Below are 19,522 nucleotides of genomic sequence, written 5' to 3' on the forward strand. Positions count from 1 at the left end.
GCAACGATGACCACTCCCGCAGCGGACCAGGAGCCGGCAGCCGTCGACGACGACCTGTTCGAGCCGGGCTGGGACCGCCCGAAACGCACCAACAGGCTGACCGTCGTGCTGGTGGGCGGCCTGATCGCCGCGCTCGCCTTCACCGGCGGTGTCGCGGTGCAGAAGAAGCACGACGCCGGCCTGGTCGGCGGGGGCGGCGGTGCGGCGTTCGCCGCGGCCGCGGGCGCCCGCGGGGCCCGGGGCGCCGGTGGGTTCGGCGGCACCGGCGGTACCGCCGGTGCGACCCCGACCCCGTCGGAAACAGCACCGGAAGGTGCGGCACCTGCCGGGCCCGGAGCCGCCCCGGCGGCGGTCCCCGTGGCGGTGGGCACGGTCAGGTCGCTGGCCGGCACGACCCTCACGATCACGAACTTCGCCGGGAAGGTGATCACGGTGAACGTGCCCCCGACGGCCACCGTGACCACGCCGGGACTCGGCGGCCTGGCCGTCGGCATGCCGGTGTCGGTGTCGGGCACGACGGGCGCCGATGGCGTGATCACCGCAACGTCTCTCATCAGCCGGAAGGTCGACGGATGACCAGCATCGCCACGATCCGCACCAGTGTTGCCCGCGGCGCGGGCGCCGTGGTGCTGGCGGCCACGCTCGCCGCCTGCGGGGGCGGAGCCACTGCCCCGGCCGCGGCCCCCGCCGGTGGGCCGGAAGCGAACAACCGCCCCGCGGGTCAGCGCATCGACCCGGCCGAGCAGCAGAAGATCACCCAGTGTCTGCAGGCGGCCGGCATCGCGGTGCCGACGTTCACCCCGCGTCCCAGCGGGGCGACCCGTCCGACCGGGCAACCGCGCCCGACCGGTGCCCCCGGTGGCCTGCGCGGTGCGGGCGGGGAGTTCGGCGACCCCGCCGCCCGGGCGGCGCTGCAGGCCTGTGGCATCACGCTCCCGACCCGGGCCCCGGGCCCGAGCGGAGCGGCGACCCCGGCCCCGGCGCCCGCCTGACACTGGCGTGCGAGGTAGGGCGGCCACGCACTACCGGTGCGTGCCGGGGGTGTGTCCGAAGGCGCGGCGGAACACGTCGATGAAGGCGCTGGTCGAGGCCCAGCCGCACCGGTGCGCGACGAGCGTGACCGGCGCCCCGCTCGCCAGCAGCCGCAACGCGTGCTGCAACCGCAACTGCGTGCGCCACTGCGGGAACGTCATCCCGAGGTCGTGGCGGCACAGCCGGGCGAGCGTGCGGGCACTGGCCCCGACGGCGGTGCCGAGTTGGGGGAGTGTCCGCCCGTCGGCGGGGTCGGCGTGCAGCAGCGCGCACACCGCGACGAGGCGCGGGTCGAGCGCGGCGGGCAGGTGGACGGGTTGCTGGGGTGACTGGCGCAGCCGGTCGAGCAGGACGCCCAGCAACCGCCGCTGCTCGGCGGGACCCGCATCGGGCTCGCTGGTGCGGGCGCGGATCAGCTCGCGCAGCAGCGGGTCGACGCCCAGTACCGCGGGCGCGAGCAGCCCCAGCGGATTGGCGCCGACGGGGAGCCCGACCGTGAGCAGGTCGGTGGCGCCGTGGGCGTGGTGCTGGTGCGGGGTCCCGGCCGGGATCCAGATCGCGCGGTTGGGGGGAGCGACCCAGCTGCCGGCGTCGGTGGTGACGGACAGGACGCCACGGCCGGCGTAGACGATCTGGTGCTCGTCGTGGTGGTGGCGCTCGACGACGGTTCCGGGCGCGAGCACGTGGCGACCGGTCGGGGTCGGCGGAAAGTGGCGCGTACTCGGCATCAGTTGGCACATTATGGGAAGCCGGACAACGGCGCTCGCCACGAGGATCGAGGGGTGAACACGGGAGCGCTGGGGTTGTGGCCGTCGCGGTGACGGCCAATCGGGGGCATGAGCTCCCCTCGCGCACCTCCGACCGGCGCGGGTTCGGCGAGCTCGACCGCACCACGATCGTCACCGTGGCGCTGGGCATGGCCCGGCGCGACGGGCCGGCGGCCGTCACCATGCGTGCCACCGCCGACGAGCTGGGCAACGCGCCGATGGCGCTGTACCGCCGCATCGCCGATCGCGAGGCGCTGCTGGTCGCGATGCTCGACACGGTCGGAGGGGCTGGCGAGCCCGCTGGGGGCCTACCCGAGCATCGGCGAGGTCGTGGCGCAGCGCCCGCTCGACACCCCGGGGGCCGACGTCCTCGCGGTCGGCATCGAGATCGTGGTCGACGGGGTTCTGGCGCGCTTCACCCGTTGACTGTTGTCGCGACGACGAATAATGTCGTCGCGACAACAGATGGGGGACGTTCATGTACCGGATCAGTGCCGAGCAGATCATCGAGGCCGACCTGGACGAGGTCTGGGCCGTCGTCACCGACGTCGCCGCGTGGCCGTCGTGGGATCCGCACGAGCTCGACGCCCGGCTCGACGGGCCGTTCGCGGCGGGCACCACCGGTTGGTCGAAGCCACACGGCGGACCGGCCACGACGTGGACGATCACCGACGTCGTGGTGCGGGGGCGCTGGTCGTCGGAGTGCGGCCTGCCGGGTGGGAAGCTGCGCGGCACCACCGTGTTCACCGAACTCGCCGGCGGCCGCGTCCGCTGCGCCAAGGTGGTGGAGGTGACCGGCCCGTTGGTGCCGCTGTTCCGACTGCACTTCGGCCGGGGGATCCGCCGCGACATGGTCCGCACCTTCGTGGCGCTGGAGCGCCGGGCCCGTCGGGTGGCCGCGTGAGCGAGTCCGGCCCGGAGCTCTCACCCGGGTTCTGGCTGCATCACGCCGCACTGACCTGGCGTGCGGAGCTCGACGCGCGGCTGCGCCCGCTCGGGCTCACCCCCACGCAGTTCCTGATGCTGGCCGCGGCCGGGTGGCTCGAGCACCGCGGCGGCCCGCCCACCCAGCAGGCCGTGGCGCAGCAGGCAGGCGCCGACCGGATGATGACGTCGAAAGTGGTGCGCACCCTGCAGGAGCGCGGCCTGCTGGAGCGCAGCACGCACGAGTCCGACGCCCGCGCGGTGCGGGTGTCGCTGACCGCGAGCGGGCGGGCGCTGGGTGCGCAGGCCACGGCCATCGCCCGGGCGCTGGACGAGGAGCTGTTCGGTGCCGAGCCCGCCACGTTGCGGGGCACCCTGCGGGAGATCGCGCAGCGGCGCTGAGATCGGGGCGCTGAGATCGGCTCAGCGTGTGCGCAGCTCCTGCAACGCCACCGGTTCCGGCCGCTCCACGGTGCTGTCGACGGTGAGCCGGGTGCCGGTGTGCGCCGACTCCAGCAACCGTTCCATCACGTCCAGCACGTGGTAGGCCAGCGCGCCGCTCGCCCGCAGCGGTCGTTGCGGGGTGGCGGTGGCCAGGTCGGCCAGCCCGCACCCGCGGCCGGTGTCGCGGTAGCCGGCCGAGACCGGCAACGTCTCCCAGTCCGGGTCGCCGAGCCTGCGCACGGCCACGTCGCCGCCGAAGTGGTTGGGGTCGGGCACCACGAGGCTGCCGCTCTCGCCGTGCACCTCGATCCGGGACGCCCGTGATCCGACGGCGTCGAAGCTCATGACGATCGTGGACAGGACACCGCCGTGGTGCTCCAGCACGCCGGTGACGTGCGTGTCGACGTCGACCGGGAACACGGTGCCGCTCCGCGGGCCGGAGGCGATCACGCGCTCGGAGCGGGTGCGACCGGCCGCACCCGTCACGCGCACGACCGGGCCGAGCATCGTGATCAGCGCGGTGAGGTAGTACGGCCCCATGTCGAGCAGCGGGCCACCACCGGGCTGGTAGTAGAACTCCGGATCCGGGTGCCAGGCCTCGTGGCCCGGCGTCACCATCGTGGCCGTGGCGGCGATGGGCGCGCCGATCAGGCCGTCGTCCACGGCCCTGCGCGCGGTCTGGACGCCGGTGCCCAGCACCGTGTCGGGAGCGCAGCCGAGCGTGACGTCGGCCCGCTCGGCGGCGGCGAGCATCGTCGCCGCGTCGGCAGCCGTGCCGGCCAGCGGCTTCTCGCCGTAGACGGCCTTGCCCGCCGCGATCGCCCGCAGCGCGACGTCCGCGTGCACCAGCGGGACGGTCAGGTTGAGCACCACGTCCACATCGGACGCCGCCAGCAGTTCGTCGAGGGAGACCGCCCTGGCCGTCGGCACCCGTTCCAGCACGGCCTTCGCGCGTTCGGGGACGAGATCGGCCACGGCGACCAGCTCGAGGTCGGCCAGCGTCGTCAGCCTGTCCAGGTACGCGCCGCTGATCGCACCGGCGCCGACCATCCCGACCCTCAGCGGCTCGCCCACAGCAGCCCCCGCTCGATGATCGTGCGGACGTTGCCGTCCTGCAGCACGTCGAGGCTGTGCCCGGGGGTGCAGACGAAGATCCGGCCGCGGCCCCAGTCGCGCGTCCAGATGGCGGGGTGGACGACCTCGCGGTGCCACGGGTCGAACTCGCGGCGCCGCTGCGTGGTGGTGGCCAGCACGTTGACGTACGAGTCGGCCAGCACCCAGTACTGCTCGGTGACCAGATCGAAGTCCTCGATGCCTGCGGTGATCGGATGCGCACGCCCCGCGTCGCTGATCTCCACGGTGTAGGGCACGAAGTTGTCGGTCTCGCTGTTGCCGTCCTCGAACGGGTGGATACCGGGGTGGCAGCCGAACTGCCCGCCCACCAGGTGCAGGTAGTCGCTCGTGTTGCGGAAGGAGTCGGCGATGCCACCGTGCCAGCCCGCGAACCCGGTGCCGGCCTCGATCGCGAGCCGCAGCCCGCGGAACTCCGCGCGTTCGATCGTGCTCATGGTGACGCACTGCAGGATCAGGTCGACCTCCGCCAGGTACGCCTCGTCGGCGTAGACCGCGGTGGACTCCTCGGTCCGCACGTCGAAGCCGTTGGCCTTGAGGTACGGGATGTACAGCTCGGTGGCCTCGACCGGGCGGTGGCCTTCCCAGCCGCCGCGCACCACGAGTGCGGTCTTGTTCGCGGGCACGAACGTCCTCCCGGAGATGTCGAAAGATTTCGCAATTGTCGCGCGCTCCGCTACCTTACATTCGTCGATCCGGCCGTCAACGGAAGCGGATGACCGAAACCTTTCGAAGGAGTGGGCGTGTCGGACCGCGACCTGCAACGCGCGACCCTTGCCGACATCGCCGGCCGGATGGGTGTGTCGGTGGCCACTGTCTCGAAGGTCGTCAACGGCCGCGACGACGTCGCCGCCGGTACCCGGGAGCGGGTTCTCGAGGCGCTGCGCCATGCGGGCTACCGCTCCCCGGGGCAGCGCAGGCGCGCGGAGCTGAGCGGCCCGATGATCGACGTCGTCTTCGACGCACTCAACTCCGCCTACTCCACGACGCTGCTCACCGGCGTCCTGGACGCGGCCGCCAGCAGCGATGTCGACGTCGTGGTGTCGGTGATCGGTAGCGGCCGCACGGCGGCGGCAGACCTGGCGCGGCGCTCCCAGAAGATGGTGGAGCGCGGCCGGTGCGGCCTGGTCGTCATCACCTCGTCCTACAGTGCGTCGCAGCTGCGCCCCTTCCGCGACCGCGGCCTGCCGGTCGTCGTGGTGGACCGGATGAACCCGCCGCCCGCGGGCGTGGTGAGCATCGGCGCCACCAACTGGGCAGGCGGGCGCGCCGCAGCCGAGCACCTGATCGCGTTGGGCCACACCAGGATCGCCTACCTCGGCGGCATCGAGGAGTCGGACTGCAACCAGGCCCGCTTCCACGGCTTCCTCGCCGCCCTGTCGGCGCACGGCCTGACCGCCCCGGACGAGCTCGTGCTGCACGGCACGTTCCGCAAGGGTTTCGGCGAGACCGCCGGTCGCACACTGCTCGACCTCCCGGCACCCCCCACCGCGGTGTTCTGCGGCAACGACCGCATCGCCTTCGGCCTCATGGAGGAGGCCCGCAGGCGCGGCATCGCTGTGCCCGACCAGCTCAGCGTCGTCGGCTTCGACGGCACCTACGAGGCCCGCCAGTCGTCCCCGACCCTGACCTCGGTGACCCAGCCCCTCCACGAGATGGGCGCCGCCGCCCTGCGGGCGCTCCTGCAGCGCATCCAGGGCGGCCAGCCCGGCTCCCATCGGGTGGAGTTGGCCACCGAACTGGTGGTGCGGGAGTCCACTGCCCCGGCTCCGGCGAGCTGAGGATCGCCCGCGTGCGGGGCTCAGAAGGGTGGCGGCCGTGGCGGCGGGGCCGGCGGTTGCCACCGGATGCGTAGATCCACTCGGCGGGCGGCGGGTTGTGGTTCGGGAAGCTCGTGGCGGATCGGCTCGCCGCGGGTGGTGGAGACCCGGCCCAGCGGGCTGGTCCACACGAACCGTCCCGGTGCCGGCTGCGAGAGCGACCAGCCACGGTCCTTGTCGGGGTGATGCCGGTAGCAGGCTGGGCCGGCGTTCTCCGCGACGGTGTCCCCGCCTTGCCGTGATCGAGCGTGTGGTCCAGATCAGAACGCCGCGCGGTGCGGGTGCAACCCGGCCCGATGCAGTTCTGATCCCGCAGGCGCCTGTTGCGGGCGACCGGGCCGCGGAAGAACCGCCGCCGTGCCGCCTTCTTCTTGTCTCGGTTGGCCCAGTTGCGGGCGATCTCGGCGAGCGCCCCGGCCCACACGCCAGGATCGGCGATCAGCGCCTCGAGTTCGGCGAGGGTGAGGTGAATCTGCACCACCTCGCCACGTGCCTTGCCGCCGCCGGTCTTGGGGCGGCTGCGCAGGAACCCGCCGTGCAGCAGGTGCCCGTTGTCATCGACGATCGCGAACTCCCACGACCCACCCCGATACTGCCGCGCGACGGCAGTCCTGGCGACATCGGCGGAGACCGGCCCGACCCCGGCGATCTCCCCGGGCCACTCATCACGCCCCATCGGAGTGGGGAGTCCAATGTGGACTTCGACCCTTCACGGACCAGTTCGGTGCCGCCGATCAGCGCGTCGATGATCTGCGCCTCGGTCCCGCACGCTGATACTTGCGGCGCTGGTATTCGGGGTCGATGGCGAGGATGGCGCGCCACAACCGGTTCGCGAGCTGTCGGGTGGTCCAGCCGGAAGCGCCGGGTACGAGTCGTTCGCAGGTGGCGGCGATCTGTGTGGCAGACAGGTCGGCGGGATCGAGTACTCGCAGAACATCCACGCCTTGTTCCGGTCGATCCGCCCAGCGCGAAACGCGGCCAGCACCAACGGCAGGTGATCGTGGAGCTGCTCGGCCAACCCGAGCTCCCGATCAGCAGCGGTCGGGGTCAAGGTCAGTAGTGCGGCGATCTCCGACGACACCCACGGATACGACGTCTCGGCGCGCCCCACGACGGCGTCGCCGAGCTCGTCGAGGGGTGTGGATCGGGCGAGGTGCACCATCCCGACCGACATCTCGGCGTCCCCATGCGCCCGCTGCCGAGCCCGCGCAGCGACCACATCACCGATGTGCGCGTTCGGGATCTCGCCCCACGTCAACCCCGCGAGGACCACGGCCAGCTCGGGTCCGGGCGGCAGGACTGCCACCCGTTCCCAGAGCTGAACCGGATCCATCATGGATCGAACATACGTGCGAGCGCCGACAGTTCCGGGAGTGTCGAACAGTCGGGCACCCCACACGGCCGGATCCGGGTCAAGGCCCGATTTCGCCGATCGGACACGGTGGTTTCACCGATCCGGCACGCCGGCGAGCACCACAACCGTGCCGGAATCGCGAAATCACCGTGCCGAAATGGCGAGATCAGCCGCCCCGGGCGCGGATGAGCCCAACTCGCGGGTCCATCCGTCGCAACTCGCGGGCCCATCCACCGCAACTCGCGCACTGACCTGCACCGACCTCAGAGCTGCCAGGCCTACCTCTCACCCCCGGCCAATGTGCTGAACGGGATCGGGCCGGCCGGGGTGCAGGCGCACTCCTCCAGGTCGCTGCAGTCGGACTCGATCACCGCCACGAGGGTGGCTCGGATCTCGTCGAGGTCGGAGATCTTCGCGTCGACCTCGGCCAGCTTGGCCGTGGCGAGGTCGCGCAGCCCGGGTCGCGGTCCGCGGTGCGACCCGACCTCGAGCAGTTCGGCGATCTCCGCGAGCGTGAAGCCGAGACGTTGCGTGGCGCGGATGATCCGCAGCACGGTGAGGGCGTCGACGCCGTATTCGCGGTGTCCGCCGAGCGAGCGTTCCGGGTCGGGGAGCAGGCCGCGCCGCTCGTAGTAGCGCAGCGTCTGGAGGTTGACCCCGGCTGCCGCCGCGAGCTGGCCGCTGCGCAGCCCCCGGCTCATGCCCGCGCTCCGATCGCGACCGGCGCGCTCGTGGGCAAGGTGCACGACGGCGGCATCGAGGTCATGCCCTCACGGTAAGCCTGTATCCGGCTACGGGATGCAACCATCCGTGGGGGAATCGATGATGATCGATTCAGTCCGGCAGCATCGGCATCTCCACCCCCTGGTCGCGGCCGAGCAGTGTGGCCCTGGTGACGGCCACGGCGCCGAAGCGGGAGCGCAGGTCGTCGAGGGCGGTGTCGAGTGCGGAGCCGGCCTGGGCGTCGAACGGCAGGGCGAGCTGGACGGCGCTGTCGTCGTGCAGGTTGGCCAGCGACAGCCCGAGCAGGGTGAGGCCGCGCTCCTCGATCAGGGGGAGGGCGCCGGCGAGCAGGCTGCGGGCGGCCCGGAGCACCGTGTCGGTGTGGCCGGTGGCCTCGCCGAGCGTGTGGGAGCGGGTGGCGCGCGTGTAGTCGGCGAAGCGCAGCCGCAGCACCACGGTGCGGCAGACGCGGTGGGCGCCGCGCAGCCGCCGCCCGAGCCGATCGACGAGGCCGGCCAGCAGCGCGTCGAGCTCCTCGGGGGAGCGGCGCCGCGACCCGAGTGCGCGTTGCGAGCCGATGGAGCGCCGCCGCTTGCCGACCTCGACGGGGCGCGGGTCGCGGTTGTGCGCCAGCGCATGCAGATGACGCCCGGATGCGCGGCCGAGGATGGACACCAGTGCGGGCTCACCGAGCGCGGCGACATCGGCCACGGTGCGCAGCCCGAGCGCGTGCAGCTTCGCGGCGGTGACGGTGCCGACGCCCCACAGCCGTTCGACGGGCAGTGGGTGCAGGAACGCGAGCTCGCCATCGGGCGGGACGACGAGCAGGCCATCGGGCTTGGACACCGCGCTCGCGACCTTGGCGAGGAACTTGGTGCGTGCCACGCCCACGCTGATCGGCAGCCCGACCTCGCGGAGCACCTGCCCGCGCAACCGCACCGCGATGTCGTGCGGTGTGCCCGCGATCCGCCACAGGCCGCTGACGTCGAGGAACGCCTCGTCGATTGACAGGCCCTCGACCAGCGGCGTGGTGTTCTCGAACACGGCGAAGACCGCCCGGCTGGCCGCGGTGTAGGCCGACATCCGCGGCGGGACGACGATGGCCTGCGGGCACAGCTGCCGGGCCTGGCGGCCCCCCATGGCGGTGCGCACGCCGTACGCCTTGGCCTCGTAGCTGGCGGCGAGCACGACCCCGCCGCCGACGATGACCGGCCTGCCACGCAGGCGCGGGTCGTCGCGCTGTTCCACCGACGCGTAGAACGCGTCGAGGTCGGCGTGCAACATGCTCGCCTGGACCGGCCCGGTATCCGACACGAACATATGTTCGCATGGAGGGCCGACGAAAAGCGTCAACCGTTGAGGGCGCGGTGGATCAGCGTGGTCAGCATGTCGATGGCCGCGTCCTCGTCGAGGGTGCCCCCGAAGCCGTCGGTCGCCCGCCAGCTGTCGGCGAACGTCGGCACCATGCCGAAGAGCGCGGACAGGACGGCTGCGGGGGGACCGGGCAGGGTGGCCCCGGCCGCCACCACCTGTTCGAGGTGGCCGATCACGTCCTCGTTCTGCTCCACGATCGTCTCGCGCAGCGTCGTGGCCGCCTTCTCGCTCACCCGGGCCGCCTCCGCGAGCGCGGCCATGATCGCGCCGTGTTCCCGGTGGAACCGCCAGTAGCCCGCGATGTGCCAGCGGATCGCCGAGGCCCTGGTGAAATCGGGGTCGTGGCCGGACTCCGGCGTGATGGCGGCATCACCCGCCGCGAACTGGTCGGCCAGCAGCGCCGCGAGGATCTCCTCCTTGCCGGCGAAGTGGTTGTAGAAGGACCCGGCGGCCCGGTCGGCGGCCTGCGTGATGTCGGTGATCTTGGTGTTCAGGTAGCCCCGCTCGGTGAACAGCGCGCGAGCGGCCGCCTTCAGCGCGAGCTCGGTCTCGGCCGCCTTCTCCTTGCGGCTCATCGGCTGCGCGGTCACGGATGCACACCTCCTGCGGGTTGACGGGGACCGTAGCAAGGATGATACTGAATCAAAATTCACTGAAGAAAGGTTCATTCAATGGGAGACGCCATGATCGACGTACTCGTCGCGGGGGCGGGCCCCACCGGCCTGACCACCGCCCTCCAGATCGCCCGCGCCGGCCACGGCGTCCGCATCGTCGACGCCGCGCCGTCCGCGTTCATCGGCTCCCGGGGCGACGGCATGCAGCCCCGCACGCAGGAGGTCTTCGACGATCTCGGCGTGAGCGACGCCGTCCGCGCGGGCGGCATGGCGCCGCCCCCGTTCCGCATCACGATCGGCGGCGAGTTCGCGGGGATGCGCAGCATGTTCGAGGTGCCCGACGCCACCACGGCGCTGCCCTACCCGTCGGCGTGGATGATGCCGCAGTGGCGCACCGAGCAGATCCTGCGCGACCGGCTCGCCGAGTTCGCCGTGTCCGTGGAGTTCGGCACGGCACTGGCAGCTGCCACGCAGGACGGCGACGGGGTCACGGCCACCCTGGCCCGCGACGGCGTCACGGAGACGGTGCGCGCGGCCTACCTCGTGGGCGCCGACGGGGGCCGCAGCACCGTGCGCAAGCAGTTGGGCATCCCCTTCCTCGGCGAGACCGACGAGGACTTCCGCATGGTGCTGGGCGACGTCGCCGCCCCCGAGCTCGATCACACCGTCAGCCACTGGTTCGCCACGGCCGAGAACCCGATGGCGGGCGCGGTGCTCATGCCGCTGCAGGGCACCGACCTGTTCCAGTTCGGTGTCACCCTCGCCGGCGCGGGCACCCCGACGCTGGAGTACCTGCAGTCGCAGCTCGACGCGCTCACCGGTGAGCGGCGGATCGCGCTGACCCGACTGCACTGGGGCACCGTCTGGCGGCCCAACATCCGGATGGCCGAGCGCTTCCGCGACGGTCGCGCCTTCCTCGCGGGCGACGCCGCCCACGTCCACCCGCCCACCGGCGGGCAGGGCCTCAACACCGGCGTGCAGGACGGATACAACCTGGGCTGGAAGCTTGCGGCCGTCCTCGACGGGGCCGACCCGGGGCTGCTCGACAGCTACGAGGCCGAGCGGCTGCCGATCGCGGCGAGCGTGCTCGGCCTGTCCACGGCGATCATGGAGAAGTACCGCGACGGCGACGAGACGGCGGGCGAGCGCGGCCGCGACACCCAGCAGCTGGACCTGCACTACCGGGGCAGCGCGCTGTCGGTGACCGACGCCGACGTGCTCGCCGAGCTGCAGGCGGGTGACCGGGTGCCCGACGGCCTGCTCGCCGACGGCTCCCGCCTCTTCGACGCCTTCCGCGGCCCGCACGCGACGGTGCTGGGCATCGGCGTCGCGGTTTCAGACCTCGCCCGTGCCGGGGTCCACGCGGTCCGCATCGATGAGAGCAGCGACGCCGCCACCAACCTCGATGCCAAGCCGGGCGCGGTGCTCGTGGTCCGGCCCGACGGCTACCTCGGTTACGTGGGCGACGCCGCCGCGGGCGCACGCTCCTACCTGGAGACGATCACATGTCCAGCCCGCCGTTGACCGACAGCACCGAACCGGTGATGTAGCCGGCGTCGTCGTCGACGAGGAACTGCACGGCCCGCGCGATCTCCGACGACTGTCCGAGCCGGCCCACCGGCACGCCCTTGAGCAGCTTCTCGAGGACCTCCTCGGGGATGGCCGCCACCATCTCGGTCTCGATGTAGCCCGGCGCCACGCAGTTGACGGTGACGCCCTTGCGGGCCACCTCCTTGGCGAGGCTCTGGCTGAAGCCGAACAGCCCGGCCTTCGACGCCGCGTAGTTCGCCTGGCCGATCGAGCCGGTCTGGCCGATCACCGAGGAGATGTTCACGATCCGGCCGAAGTTGTTGCCGGTCATGTGGTCGAGCACGGCCTTGGTCATGTAGAACGCGCCGGACAGGTTGATCCGCAGGACGGCGTGCCAGTCCTCGACGGTCATCTTGCGCACCGTCTTGTCCACGGTGATGCCGGCGTTGTTGACGAGGTAGTCGACGCGGCCGCGCTGCTCGAGCACCTCGGCCACCACGCGGTCGCAGTCGGCGGGCTCGCCGACGTTGCCCTGGTGCACCGAGACCGAAGCGCCCTCGGCGCCGAGCTTCTCGGCCAACTCGTTGGCGGCCTTGGCGTTGGAGCTGTAGCCGGCGGCGACATGGACGCCGGCGCGGGCCAGCGTGGTGGTGATCGCGGCGCCGATGCCGCGGGCGCCGCCGGTGACGATCGCGACGCGGGGCGTGGGGTGGATGTCGGTGATAGCGGTCATGGCACTCCTCGTGAGAGATGATGAACGGGAACCGTCAGGAACCGAATGCGGCACTGACGTCACTGCTGGAGGTGGAGTGGGCCGCTCCGGCGGGCGCGCGCCCGGAGGCGGGTTCGAGCACGACCTCGGGCGCGACGATCGCGGGGTCCACCGTGAGCACGGCGTAGCCACCGACGGCGCCGGCACCGAACCCGGGGGCGAACACCCTGGTCGGGGCCGTGATCACCTTGTCGCGGACGGCGTCGAAGATCGCGATCGGGATGGAGGCGGCCGAGACGTTGCCCATCGTCTCGATGTTGAAGTAGAGCTGGTCGGCCGAGAGCCCGGCCGCGCCGGCGAGCTGCAGGATCATCGTCTTGTTGGCCTGGTGGGGCACGATCAGCTCGATCGACTCGAGCAGTGATCCGCCGTCGGCGCCGGGCAGCGAGCCGAGCTCGTCGATCATCTGCGCGAGGTAGCGGGCCACCAGTGCCTTGACCTCGGGCCCGTAGACGGTGATGTCGTTGTCGAACTCCGGGTTCGGCCAGATGATCGAGTTGACCTGGCTGACGGGGCCGCTGGCGTAGGTCTGCACCACCTCGACGTCGCCGGGGTCGCCCGCGGGGGCCGGGGCGATCACCATGGCGGCCGCACCGTCGCCGAAGATCATGCGGGAGGTCCGGACACTGCCGATCTTGTCGGAGAACTTCTCGACGCAGACCAGCAGCACCGGGCGCTGCACCTCCTGCAGCTGGCGGATCGCCTCGGCCAGGCCGTAGGGCAGCCCGGCGCAGGCGGCCACGATGTCGGCCGAGCAGTGCGTCTGCAGCAGGCCCAGCTCGCCCGAGAGCCATGTCGACAGCGACGGGATCAGCCGGTTGCTGGTGCAGGTGGCCACGAGCACCGCGCCGATCTCGGCGGGTGTGCGGCCCGAGTGCGCCAGCGCGGCGTGGGCGGCCTCCAAGGCCAGCTGCTCGATGTCGTGCTCTGTGTAGCGGCGCTGCCCGATGCCCGTCTTCGCCCGGATCTCCTCGGCGCTCATCGGTGACCAGGAGAAGCTGGCGTTGCGCACGACGTCGGTGTTGTCGCAGACGTGCTCGCCGCGCACGATGGCCAGCGCCTCGATCTTCGGCGCCACGGCCACCGCACCCTGCACCTGCAGCGGCGGGTAGGGCCGGACCGGCTCGACGGGGGGTGCCGGCGGCCGCGCCGCGCGGCGCGGGGCGGGCACGGCTGCGGTGGCACGCTCGATGAAGGCGCTGACGTCGTGGTTGCGGGGGTGGAACGCGATCACGAAGTCGTCGTCGCCGATCTGGTCGGCGGTGCGCAGTTCGGTGTCGGCGCGCTCCCAGGGGTACTGGTTGTGCAGCACCATGGCCCAGCGGGTGAGCGCCTCGAGCTCGGGCACCGACTCCTGCGCGTCGAGGATCGCGGCGTCGCTGAAGACCGGGTAGTCGGCGTCATGGCTGGGCAGCACGAACGTGAGGGCGGCCGGGGTCTCCAGGAACTGCGCGACGGTCGGCTTGATCGCGGGCAGCGTGGTGGCGTGGTGGCGCTTGTGCCGGAACACGTCGTAGAGCAGCCCGAAGACGCGGTCCTCGGCCTCGGCGTCCCAGGTGGCCGGCAGCTGCCGGTAGGCCTGCTCCACGGCGGCCACCTTGCGGTCGCCGTCGACCCACGGGGTGAGCACCGGCAGGAACACGTCGCCGCGTGTGCGGGGCACGTCGCGCCACCGGGTGGGGCGCTTGTCGAACATGGTCATCGAGTACCGATTGACCCAGAACAGGTTCTGGCCGAGATCGCGCAGCAGGGCGAATCGACTGGTGTAGGAACCGGCCTCGATTCGGTCGAGAACATCGGTTCCGGTGGGTGCTTTCGCCTCGAAATCGCGGCCGATCACGGCCGTGAACTGGTCGAGCGTATCGAGCACCGAGAAATCGAGATCAACGCGGAAATTTGCGGGGAAGACCAGGTGGCCGTGGTTGTTGACCACGAACGGCTTCACGTGGTGGACCTCCATCACGATCGTCGAGCACGGCAAACCAGGCCACGCTGCTATGCGTGGACCGGAGTGAATCGGGCGGTGGAACCAAGGTAGCGGATACGCCCGGTGATCGATACGTGACGCTCGTCCGTAACCGCGAACACAGCTACTCGTGAGTATTCGAGTTACTGGCCGGTGTTACTTCTCGGTTGGCGCAATAAGCACCCGTCTGCCGAATTCGGTGACGATCGGTAGGGGCTGGTCAGCGGAAGGCGCGCAGCCGCAGGCTGTTGGCCACCACGAAGGCGGAGCTGACGGCCATCGCGGCGCCGGCGATCATCGGGTTGAGCAGGCCCGCGGCGGCCAGCGGGATCGCGGCCACGTTGTAGGCGAAGGCCCAGAACAGGTTGCCCTTGATGATCCCCAGGGTGCGCCGCGCCAGCCGGACGGCATCGGCTGCGGTGCGCAGATCCCCGCGCACGAGCGTGATGTCGCCCGCCTCGATCGCGACGTCGGTGCCGGTGCCCATCGACAGGCCCAGGTCGGCCTGCGCGAGCGCGGCGGCGTCGTTGACGCCGTCGCCGACCATCGCGACGACCTTGCCCTCGCCCTGCAGGCGCCGCACGACGTCGAGCTTGCCCTCGGGGAGCACGTCGGCGATCACCTCGTCGATGCCCACCTCCGCGGCGACGACGCGGGCTGCGGCGGCGTTGTCGCCGGTGAGCAGGATCGGGGTGAGCCCGAGCGCTCGCAGCTCGACAACGGCCTGCCCGGACGTCGGCTTGACGGTGTCGGAGACGACGAGCACGGCACGCGCCTGGCCGTCCCAGGCGACGGCGACGGCGGTGCGGCCCTCCTGCTCGGCGGCCACGCGCAGCGCGTCGAGCTCGGGCGTGAGCGGCTGGGCCCAGTGCTCGAGCAACGCGGCGCGGCCGATCAGCAGCGCATGCCCTTCGACGGTGCCGGCGACACCGAGGCCCGCCATGTTCGCGAACTCGTCGACGGCCGGCAGCGTGGTGACGCGCTCGCGCGCCCCGCGGACGATCGCCGCGGCGATGGGGTGCTCCGAGGCGTTCTCCAGGCCGCCGGCCAGGCGCAGCACGGTCTCCTCGTCGACGTCGGCGGCGGTGTGGATCTCCACCAGGCTCGGCTTGCCCGCGGTGACGGTGCCGGTCTTGTCCAGCAGCACGGTGTCGACCCGGCGGGTGGACTCCAGCACCTCCGGGCCCTTGATCAGGATGCCCAGCTGCGCACCGCGTCCGGTGCCCACCAGCAGCGCCGTGGGTGTGGCCAGGCCGAGCGCGCACGGGCAGGCGATGATCAGGACGGCGACGGCAGCGGTGAACGCGGCCGCGGCGCCCTCGCCGGTGCCGAGCCAGAAGCCCAGTGTGGCGACCGACAGCCCGATCACGATCGGCACGAAGATGCCGGACACGCGGTCGGCCAGCCGCTGCACGGCCGCCTTGCCGTTCTGGGCGTCCTCGACGAGGTGGGCCATCCGGGCGAGCTGGGTGTCGGCGCCGACGCGGGTGGCCCGCACGACCAGCCGGCCGCCCGCGTTGACGGTGCCGCCGGTGACGGCGTCGCCTGCGGCGACCTCGACGGGAACGGACTCGCCGGTGAGCATCGACGCGTCGACGGCCGACGAACCCTGGTCGACCACGCCGTCGGTGGCGATCTTCTCGCCGGGGCGCACCACGAACCGGTCGCCGACGGCGAGCTGCCCGATCGGGATGCGGGTCTCGAGCTCGGCGCCGCTCTCGCCGCGCAGCACCGCGACGTCCTTGGCGCCCAGCTCCAGCAGTGCCCGCAGCGCGGCCCCCGCACGGCGCTTGGCGCGCGCCTCGAAGTAGCGACCGGCGAGGATGAACGTGGTGACGCCCGCGGCCACCTCGAGGTAGATCTGCCCGGCGCCGTCGGCGCGCGTGGGCGTCAGGTCGAACGGGTGCACCATCCCGGGCATCCCCGCGGTGCCGAACAGCAGCGCCCACAGCGACCACAGGAAGGCGGCGGCGACGCCCAGCGAGATCAGCGTGTCCATCGTGGCGGCGCCGTGGCGCAGGTTGACCAGCGCCGCCCGGTGGAACGGCCAGGCGCCCCAGACCACGACCGGTGCGGCGAGCGACAGCGAGATCCACTGCCAGTACTGGAACTGCAGCGCCGGGACCATCGAGACCGCGATCACGGGCACGGCCAGCGCGGCGCTGATCAGCAGCCGGTCGCGCAGTGCGCGCGTGGCGTCGGGAGCCTCGTCGGCCGGAGCGTCATCGGTGGCGGGCGGCCGGGGGAGCTCCGCGGTGTATCCCGCGGCCTCCACCTGCGCCACGAGCGTGGCGGGGTCGACGCCGTCGGGGGCGGTGACCTTGGCCTTCTCCGTGGCGTAGTTGACCGTGGCGGTGACGCCGTCGAGCTTGTTGAGCTTGCGCTCGATGCGGTTGGCGCACGACGCGCACGTCATGCCCCCGATGGTCAGCTCGACCTCGGTGACGGTGCCCGCTGCAACGCTGGTGGTGGTGCTCATGGCCGGTCCTTGCTGACAGTGAGGGGGAGAGCCTATGCCGTGACGGTGGCGGCGAGCTGGTAGCCCGCCTCCTCGACGGCGGCGCGCACGGCGGCGTCGGCGAGCGGTGCGTCGCTGGTGACGGTGACGGCGCCGGTGGGGAGGTCGACGGCAACCGCGGTGACGCCGCCGATCTCGCTGATCTCCTCGGTGACCGAGGCGACGCAGTGCGCGCAGGTCATGCCGGTGACGGTGTAGGTGGTGTCGGACATGGTCGTTCCCTTCCTAGGACCGGACGAGCCGCGCGATCGCGGCGCTCGCCTCGGCGATCTTCTTCTCGGCCACCGGCCCACCCTCGGCGGCGGCATCGCGGACGCAGTGCGTCAGGTGCTCGTCGAGGAGGCCGAGCGCCACGGCCTGCAACGCCTTGGTGGCGGCGGAGACCTGGGTGAGGACGTCGATGCAGTACTGGTCGTCCTCGACCATGCGGGCGATCCCGCGCACCTGGCCCTCGATGCGGCTCAGGCGCTTGAGGATGGCGTCGCGGTCGTGGGAGTAGCCGTTCACGACTCCGAACATATACCTAGGGGGGGTAGGGTACGCAAGGTGGTGTGACGGGGGGCGCTCCGGGCTCGTGCGGGTGGGGCGGGGCGGTCGGGTGGGTCCCTGACGTGACTCGGCGGGCGAGCCTGGCAGCCACAAGGTTCCATGAGGCGGCCCAGCGGTCAGGCCGAACGACCACAAGGTTCCATGGCGGAGGCCTCGAGCAACCACCCGCACACCCCGGCAGGGCCGCCGGGAGGGGACGCCCCTACTTGCTCAACAACGCATCCCACGCGAACGAGGCGAGCCAGTGCGTGGCCACGTACTCCTCACCCCCGGTAGCCCGCAGGCCGTGGTCGAGCAGCACGTCGGCCGCCGATCGCAGCACCGGCGCGTCGAGCACGCGGGACAGCCGGTAGAGTGCGCCGGCGCGGGAGAGGTTGAGCCCGTCGAGGTGCACCATCTGCGGGTCGGTCGGGTCGGTGACGACCGCGGGCCGCAGGATCGCGTCGGGCTCCGGCAGGAACGCGGCGAACCAGGTGCGGAAGGCCGCGGGGTCCAGCACGCGCGCCATCAGGTCGGCCTCGGCGAGGCCTGCCGACAGGAAGTCCTGGCCGGAGAGCTCCCACTGCTGCGCCCAGTCGCGGTCGCCGCCGAACAGGCGCACCGCGGCGTCGCGCAGTGCCGCAGCGCCGGTGGGGCGGCCGAGGTCGGCGGCCGCGGTCACCAGCAGCGCCAGCCCGAACGCGGTGTTGCTGTGCACGCCGTGCCGCACCGGATGGTTGATCATCGATGCCCAGGCCACGGCCTTGTCGTAGACGGCGTCGGTGAGCGGGCCGAACGCGTCCGCCCACTCGGTGTCCCGGCAGCTCGCGGCCAGCCGCGCCGCCCACGCCCAGCCGTAGGGCCGCTCGAACGATCGGCGGGCACGCAGGTAGTCGGCCTCGGCGGCGAGCTTGTTCGCGGTCAGGGTGGCCGCGAGCGCGGCGTGCAGGTCGGCGGCGTCGAGCCCGGAGCGCAGTATCTCGACGCCCAGCCAGTGCATGTGGACGCAGGAGTGCCAGTCATAGGAGGTGTGGAACGCCGGGTACAGCTCGGCGGGGGTGCGGACGTCGCCGTCGCCGGTCGCCAGGTGCACCAGGTGGTACGGGTAGGCGTGCACAGCGTTCCGCAGAAGCCGGCCAGCATGCCGACGGCGAAGACGATCGCCGGGTTGCCGTGGTCGGCCTGCACGAGCAGCGGCCAGCCGATGGCGGCGGTCATGATCGGGAACGCGGCGACCGCGTTGCCCATGAGGATCGTGAACAGCGCCATCCCGACGCAGTAGGCGATCACGCCGAAGACCACGATGTTCGCCGGCACGACCGCCCCCATCACGGTGCCGACGGCCTTGCCGACGCCGGCCTGGGTGAACAGCACCCCCAGCACCGAGAGCATCTGCGGCAGGATCGCCGCCCAGCCGATCGTCTCCAGGAGCCTGCGGCCCTCCTGCAGCGGCACCGTCACGGGCCGGGGCCGCAGGATCGCGAGCCCGACGACCAGCGCGACGATGGCGCCGAGGCCCAGCCCGAGCAGTGTCGCCGCCGACGGGTCGATCAGCGGCTTCCCGCCGACCGTGAGCCGTCAGCGCGGCGAGCCGGTTGATCAGGCGCTTGGCCTGCTGCTGCAGCCCCATCCGCTCGATCAGTCCGATGACCGGCAGGACGAACATGCGGCCTCCTCCGACCCCGGATCTGCCGGGGCCGCTGCGGAATTCGCCGCGAAACTACCGATCGTTCAACAATCCATCAATCTGGATATCGCCAGGACATAGGATGTCTACCGGCCGCAGGGGTCAGCCCAGCGGACCCGTTACCCGCTCCGCCGCGGCCAGGGCCTGCCCGGACGCGACGTAGGCGACGGCCGCCTCGATCTCCGGGGCCAGGTAGCGGTCCGGGCCGGGGCCCTCGACGTGCGCGCGCAGCCCGTCGCGCACCGCGGCGGTGGCGGGGGCCGGGGCGTGCGGGGCGCGCAGGTCGAGTGCGCGGGCGGCGGTGAGCAGCTCGATCGCGAGCACCCGGGTCAACCCGT

General features: G+C 72.1%; 20 protein-coding genes and 2 pseudogenes. 7 read left to right on the top strand and 15 right to left on the bottom strand.

Going from position 1 to position 19,522, the window contains the following annotated elements:
• Positions 1 to 6: 6 nt before the first annotated feature.
• Together ACFPFQ_RS44385 and ACFPFQ_RS44390 are read left to right on the top strand one after the other, a co-directional pair.
• Positions 7 to 576 (top strand): hypothetical protein, encoded by a 570-nt coding sequence (locus ACFPFQ_RS44385; RefSeq protein ID WP_379629310.1) that lies wholly within the window; start codon positions 7 to 9, stop codon positions 574 to 576.
• Complete coding sequence (locus ACFPFQ_RS44390; RefSeq protein WP_379629311.1) at positions 573 to 992, top strand: hypothetical protein; 420 nt, start codon at positions 573 to 575, stop codon at positions 990 to 992. Before ACFPFQ_RS44385 ends, ACFPFQ_RS44390 begins: the two co-directional genes overlap by 4 nt.
• 30 nt (positions 993 to 1,022) lie before the next feature.
• On the opposite strand, the gene ACFPFQ_RS44395 is transcribed toward ACFPFQ_RS44390, so the two are convergent.
• Positions 1,023 to 1,760 carry an AraC family transcriptional regulator gene (locus tag ACFPFQ_RS44395; protein ID WP_379629312.1) on the bottom strand — a complete coding sequence of 246 codons (738 nt, stop codon included), beginning with the start codon at positions 1,758 to 1,760 and terminating at the stop codon, positions 1,023 to 1,025.
• A gap of 517 nt (positions 1,761 to 2,277) precedes the next feature.
• On the opposite strand from ACFPFQ_RS44395, the gene ACFPFQ_RS44400 reads away from it, so the two are divergent.
• Together ACFPFQ_RS44400 and ACFPFQ_RS44405 are read left to right on the top strand one after the other, a co-directional pair.
• Positions 2,278 to 2,703 (top strand): SRPBCC family protein, encoded by a 426-nt coding sequence (locus ACFPFQ_RS44400; protein ID WP_379629313.1) that lies wholly within the window; start codon positions 2,278 to 2,280, stop codon positions 2,701 to 2,703.
• Positions 2,700 to 3,125: a MarR family winged helix-turn-helix transcriptional regulator gene (locus ACFPFQ_RS44405; protein ID WP_379629314.1), complete on the top strand. Its 426-nt coding sequence runs from the start codon at positions 2,700 to 2,702 to the stop codon at positions 3,123 to 3,125. Before ACFPFQ_RS44400 ends, ACFPFQ_RS44405 begins: the two co-directional genes overlap by 4 nt.
• 21 nt (positions 3,126 to 3,146) lie before the next feature.
• Here the strand turns inward: ACFPFQ_RS44405 and ACFPFQ_RS44410 are convergent, their stop codons facing one another.
• Both ACFPFQ_RS44410 and ACFPFQ_RS44415 read right to left on the bottom strand, forming a co-directional pair.
• Complete coding sequence (locus tag ACFPFQ_RS44410; protein WP_379629315.1) at positions 3,147 to 4,241, bottom strand: Gfo/Idh/MocA family protein; 1,095 nt, start codon at positions 4,239 to 4,241, stop codon at positions 3,147 to 3,149.
• The gene (locus ACFPFQ_RS44415) at positions 4,226 to 4,924 is read right to left on the bottom strand and encodes a ThuA domain-containing protein (RefSeq protein ID WP_379629316.1); all 699 of its coding nucleotides are present in this window, start codon (positions 4,922 to 4,924) and stop codon (positions 4,226 to 4,228) included. Before ACFPFQ_RS44415 ends, ACFPFQ_RS44410 begins: the two co-directional genes overlap by 16 nt.
• A 117-nt stretch (positions 4,925 to 5,041) precedes the next feature.
• Here ACFPFQ_RS44415 and ACFPFQ_RS44420 point away from each other — a divergent pair, with 117 nt between their 5' ends.
• Positions 5,042 to 6,079, top strand: a complete 1,038-nt coding sequence (locus ACFPFQ_RS44420; RefSeq protein WP_379629317.1) for a LacI family DNA-binding transcriptional regulator — start codon at positions 5,042 to 5,044, stop codon at positions 6,077 to 6,079.
• A gap of 748 nt (positions 6,080 to 6,827) precedes the next feature.
• Here the strand turns inward: ACFPFQ_RS44420 and ACFPFQ_RS44425 are convergent.
• The 4 genes from ACFPFQ_RS44425 to ACFPFQ_RS44440 form a co-directional block, all read right to left on the bottom strand.
• Positions 6,828 to 7,454 (bottom strand): DUF222 domain-containing protein, encoded by a 627-nt coding sequence (locus ACFPFQ_RS44425; protein WP_379629318.1) that lies wholly within the window; start codon positions 7,452 to 7,454, stop codon positions 6,828 to 6,830.
• Between the two features lie 296 nt (positions 7,455 to 7,750).
• Positions 7,751 to 8,173 carry a MerR family transcriptional regulator gene (locus ACFPFQ_RS44430; protein ID WP_379629319.1) on the bottom strand — a complete coding sequence of 141 codons (423 nt, stop codon included), beginning with the start codon at positions 8,171 to 8,173 and terminating at the stop codon, positions 7,751 to 7,753.
• 133 nt (positions 8,174 to 8,306) lie between these two features.
• Positions 8,307 to 9,515, bottom strand: a complete 1,209-nt coding sequence (gene dinB / locus ACFPFQ_RS44435; protein ID WP_379629320.1) for a DNA polymerase IV — start codon at positions 9,513 to 9,515, stop codon at positions 8,307 to 8,309.
• A gap of 29 nt (positions 9,516 to 9,544) precedes the next feature.
• Positions 9,545 to 10,159, bottom strand: a complete 615-nt coding sequence (locus ACFPFQ_RS44440; protein ID WP_379629321.1) for a TetR/AcrR family transcriptional regulator — start codon at positions 10,157 to 10,159, stop codon at positions 9,545 to 9,547.
• An 81-nt stretch (positions 10,160 to 10,240) separates the two neighbouring features.
• Here ACFPFQ_RS44440 and ACFPFQ_RS44445 point away from each other — a divergent pair, with 81 nt between their 5' ends.
• A complete protein-coding gene (locus tag ACFPFQ_RS44445; protein ID WP_379629322.1) occupies positions 10,241 to 11,707 on the top strand; it encodes an FAD-dependent monooxygenase in 1,467 nt (488 codons plus the stop codon).
• Here the strand turns inward: ACFPFQ_RS44445 and ACFPFQ_RS44450 are convergent.
• From ACFPFQ_RS44450 to ACFPFQ_RS44480, 7 genes and pseudogenes are all read right to left on the bottom strand, one after another.
• Positions 11,685 to 12,446: a 3-oxoacyl-ACP reductase family protein gene (locus ACFPFQ_RS44450; protein ID WP_379629323.1), complete on the bottom strand. Its 762-nt coding sequence runs from the start codon at positions 12,444 to 12,446 to the stop codon at positions 11,685 to 11,687. The genes ACFPFQ_RS44445 and ACFPFQ_RS44450 overlap by 23 nt on opposite strands.
• 34 nt (positions 12,447 to 12,480) lie before the next feature.
• A complete protein-coding gene (locus tag ACFPFQ_RS44455; RefSeq protein ID WP_379629324.1) occupies positions 12,481 to 14,430 on the bottom strand; it encodes a 3-oxoacyl-ACP synthase III family protein in 1,950 nt (649 codons plus the stop codon).
• Positions 14,431 to 14,671: 241 nt separating this feature from the next.
• Positions 14,672 to 16,930 carry a heavy metal translocating P-type ATPase gene (locus ACFPFQ_RS44460; RefSeq protein WP_379629325.1) on the bottom strand — a complete coding sequence of 753 codons (2,259 nt, stop codon included), beginning with the start codon at positions 16,928 to 16,930 and terminating at the stop codon, positions 14,672 to 14,674.
• 32 nt (positions 16,931 to 16,962) lie between these two features.
• On the bottom strand, positions 16,963 to 17,181 hold the full coding sequence (locus ACFPFQ_RS44465) for a heavy-metal-associated domain-containing protein (protein WP_379629326.1): 219 nt from the start codon (positions 17,179 to 17,181) through the stop codon (positions 16,963 to 16,965).
• A 13-nt stretch (positions 17,182 to 17,194) separates the two neighbouring features.
• Positions 17,195 to 17,476, bottom strand: a complete 282-nt coding sequence (locus tag ACFPFQ_RS44470) for a metal-sensitive transcriptional regulator (protein WP_379629327.1) — start codon at positions 17,474 to 17,476, stop codon at positions 17,195 to 17,197.
• 244 nt (positions 17,477 to 17,720) lie between these two features.
• On the bottom strand, positions 17,721 to 18,590 hold the full coding sequence (locus tag ACFPFQ_RS44475) for a DUF2891 family protein (RefSeq protein WP_379629328.1): 870 nt from the start codon (positions 18,588 to 18,590) through the stop codon (positions 17,721 to 17,723).
• Between the two features lie 71 nt (positions 18,591 to 18,661).
• Positions 18,662 to 19,051 (bottom strand): annotated as a pseudogene (locus ACFPFQ_RS44480) (5-oxoproline transporter, DUF979 family subunit); the annotation flags it as partial.
• Between ACFPFQ_RS44480 and ACFPFQ_RS44485 the strand changes: the two are divergent.
• The gene (locus ACFPFQ_RS44485) at positions 19,002 to 19,265 is read left to right on the top strand and encodes a hypothetical protein (RefSeq protein WP_379629329.1); all 264 of its coding nucleotides are present in this window, start codon (positions 19,002 to 19,004) and stop codon (positions 19,263 to 19,265) included. The pseudogene ACFPFQ_RS44480 and the gene ACFPFQ_RS44485 overlap by 50 nt on opposite strands.
• A 21-nt stretch (positions 19,266 to 19,286) precedes the next feature.
• On the opposite strand, the pseudogene ACFPFQ_RS44490 reads toward ACFPFQ_RS44485, so the two are convergent.
• A pseudogene (locus tag ACFPFQ_RS44490) lies at positions 19,287 to 19,522 on the bottom strand (histidine ammonia-lyase); the annotation flags it as partial.

The sequence above is a fragment of the Pseudonocardia sp. GCM10023141 genome, from assembly GCF_042653605.1.

Coding starts and splice junctions, on each gene's coding strand:
- ACFPFQ_RS44395 (WP_379629312.1), bottom strand. CDS start 1,760: ATGCCGAGTACGCGCCACTTTCCGCCGACCCCGACCGGTCGCCACGTG.
- ACFPFQ_RS44400 (WP_379629313.1), top strand. CDS start 2,278: ATGTACCGGATCAGTGCCGAGCAGATCATCGAGGCCGACCTGGACGAG.
- ACFPFQ_RS44460 (WP_379629325.1), bottom strand. CDS start 16,930: ATGAGCACCACCACCAGCGTTGCAGCGGGCACCGTCACCGAGGTCGAG.
- ACFPFQ_RS44445 (WP_379629322.1), top strand. CDS start 10,241: ATGGGAGACGCCATGATCGACGTACTCGTCGCGGGGGCGGGCCCCACC.
- ACFPFQ_RS44465 (WP_379629326.1), bottom strand. CDS start 17,181: ATGTCCGACACCACCTACACCGTCACCGGCATGACCTGCGCGCACTGC.
- ACFPFQ_RS44430 (WP_379629319.1), bottom strand. CDS start 8,173: ATGAGCCGGGGGCTGCGCAGCGGCCAGCTCGCGGCGGCAGCCGGGGTC.
- ACFPFQ_RS44385 (WP_379629310.1), top strand. CDS start 7: ATGACCACTCCCGCAGCGGACCAGGAGCCGGCAGCCGTCGACGACGAC.
- ACFPFQ_RS44450 (WP_379629323.1), bottom strand. CDS start 12,446: ATGACCGCTATCACCGACATCCACCCCACGCCCCGCGTCGCGATCGTC.
- ACFPFQ_RS44390 (WP_379629311.1), top strand. CDS start 573: ATGACCAGCATCGCCACGATCCGCACCAGTGTTGCCCGCGGCGCGGGC.
- ACFPFQ_RS44485 (WP_379629329.1), top strand. CDS start 19,002: ATGGCGCCGAGGCCCAGCCCGAGCAGTGTCGCCGCCGACGGGTCGATC.
- ACFPFQ_RS44425 (WP_379629318.1), bottom strand. CDS start 7,454: ATGATGGATCCGGTTCAGCTCTGGGAACGGGTGGCAGTCCTGCCGCCC.
- dinB (WP_379629320.1), bottom strand. CDS start 9,515: ATGTTCGTGTCGGATACCGGGCCGGTCCAGGCGAGCATGTTGCACGCC.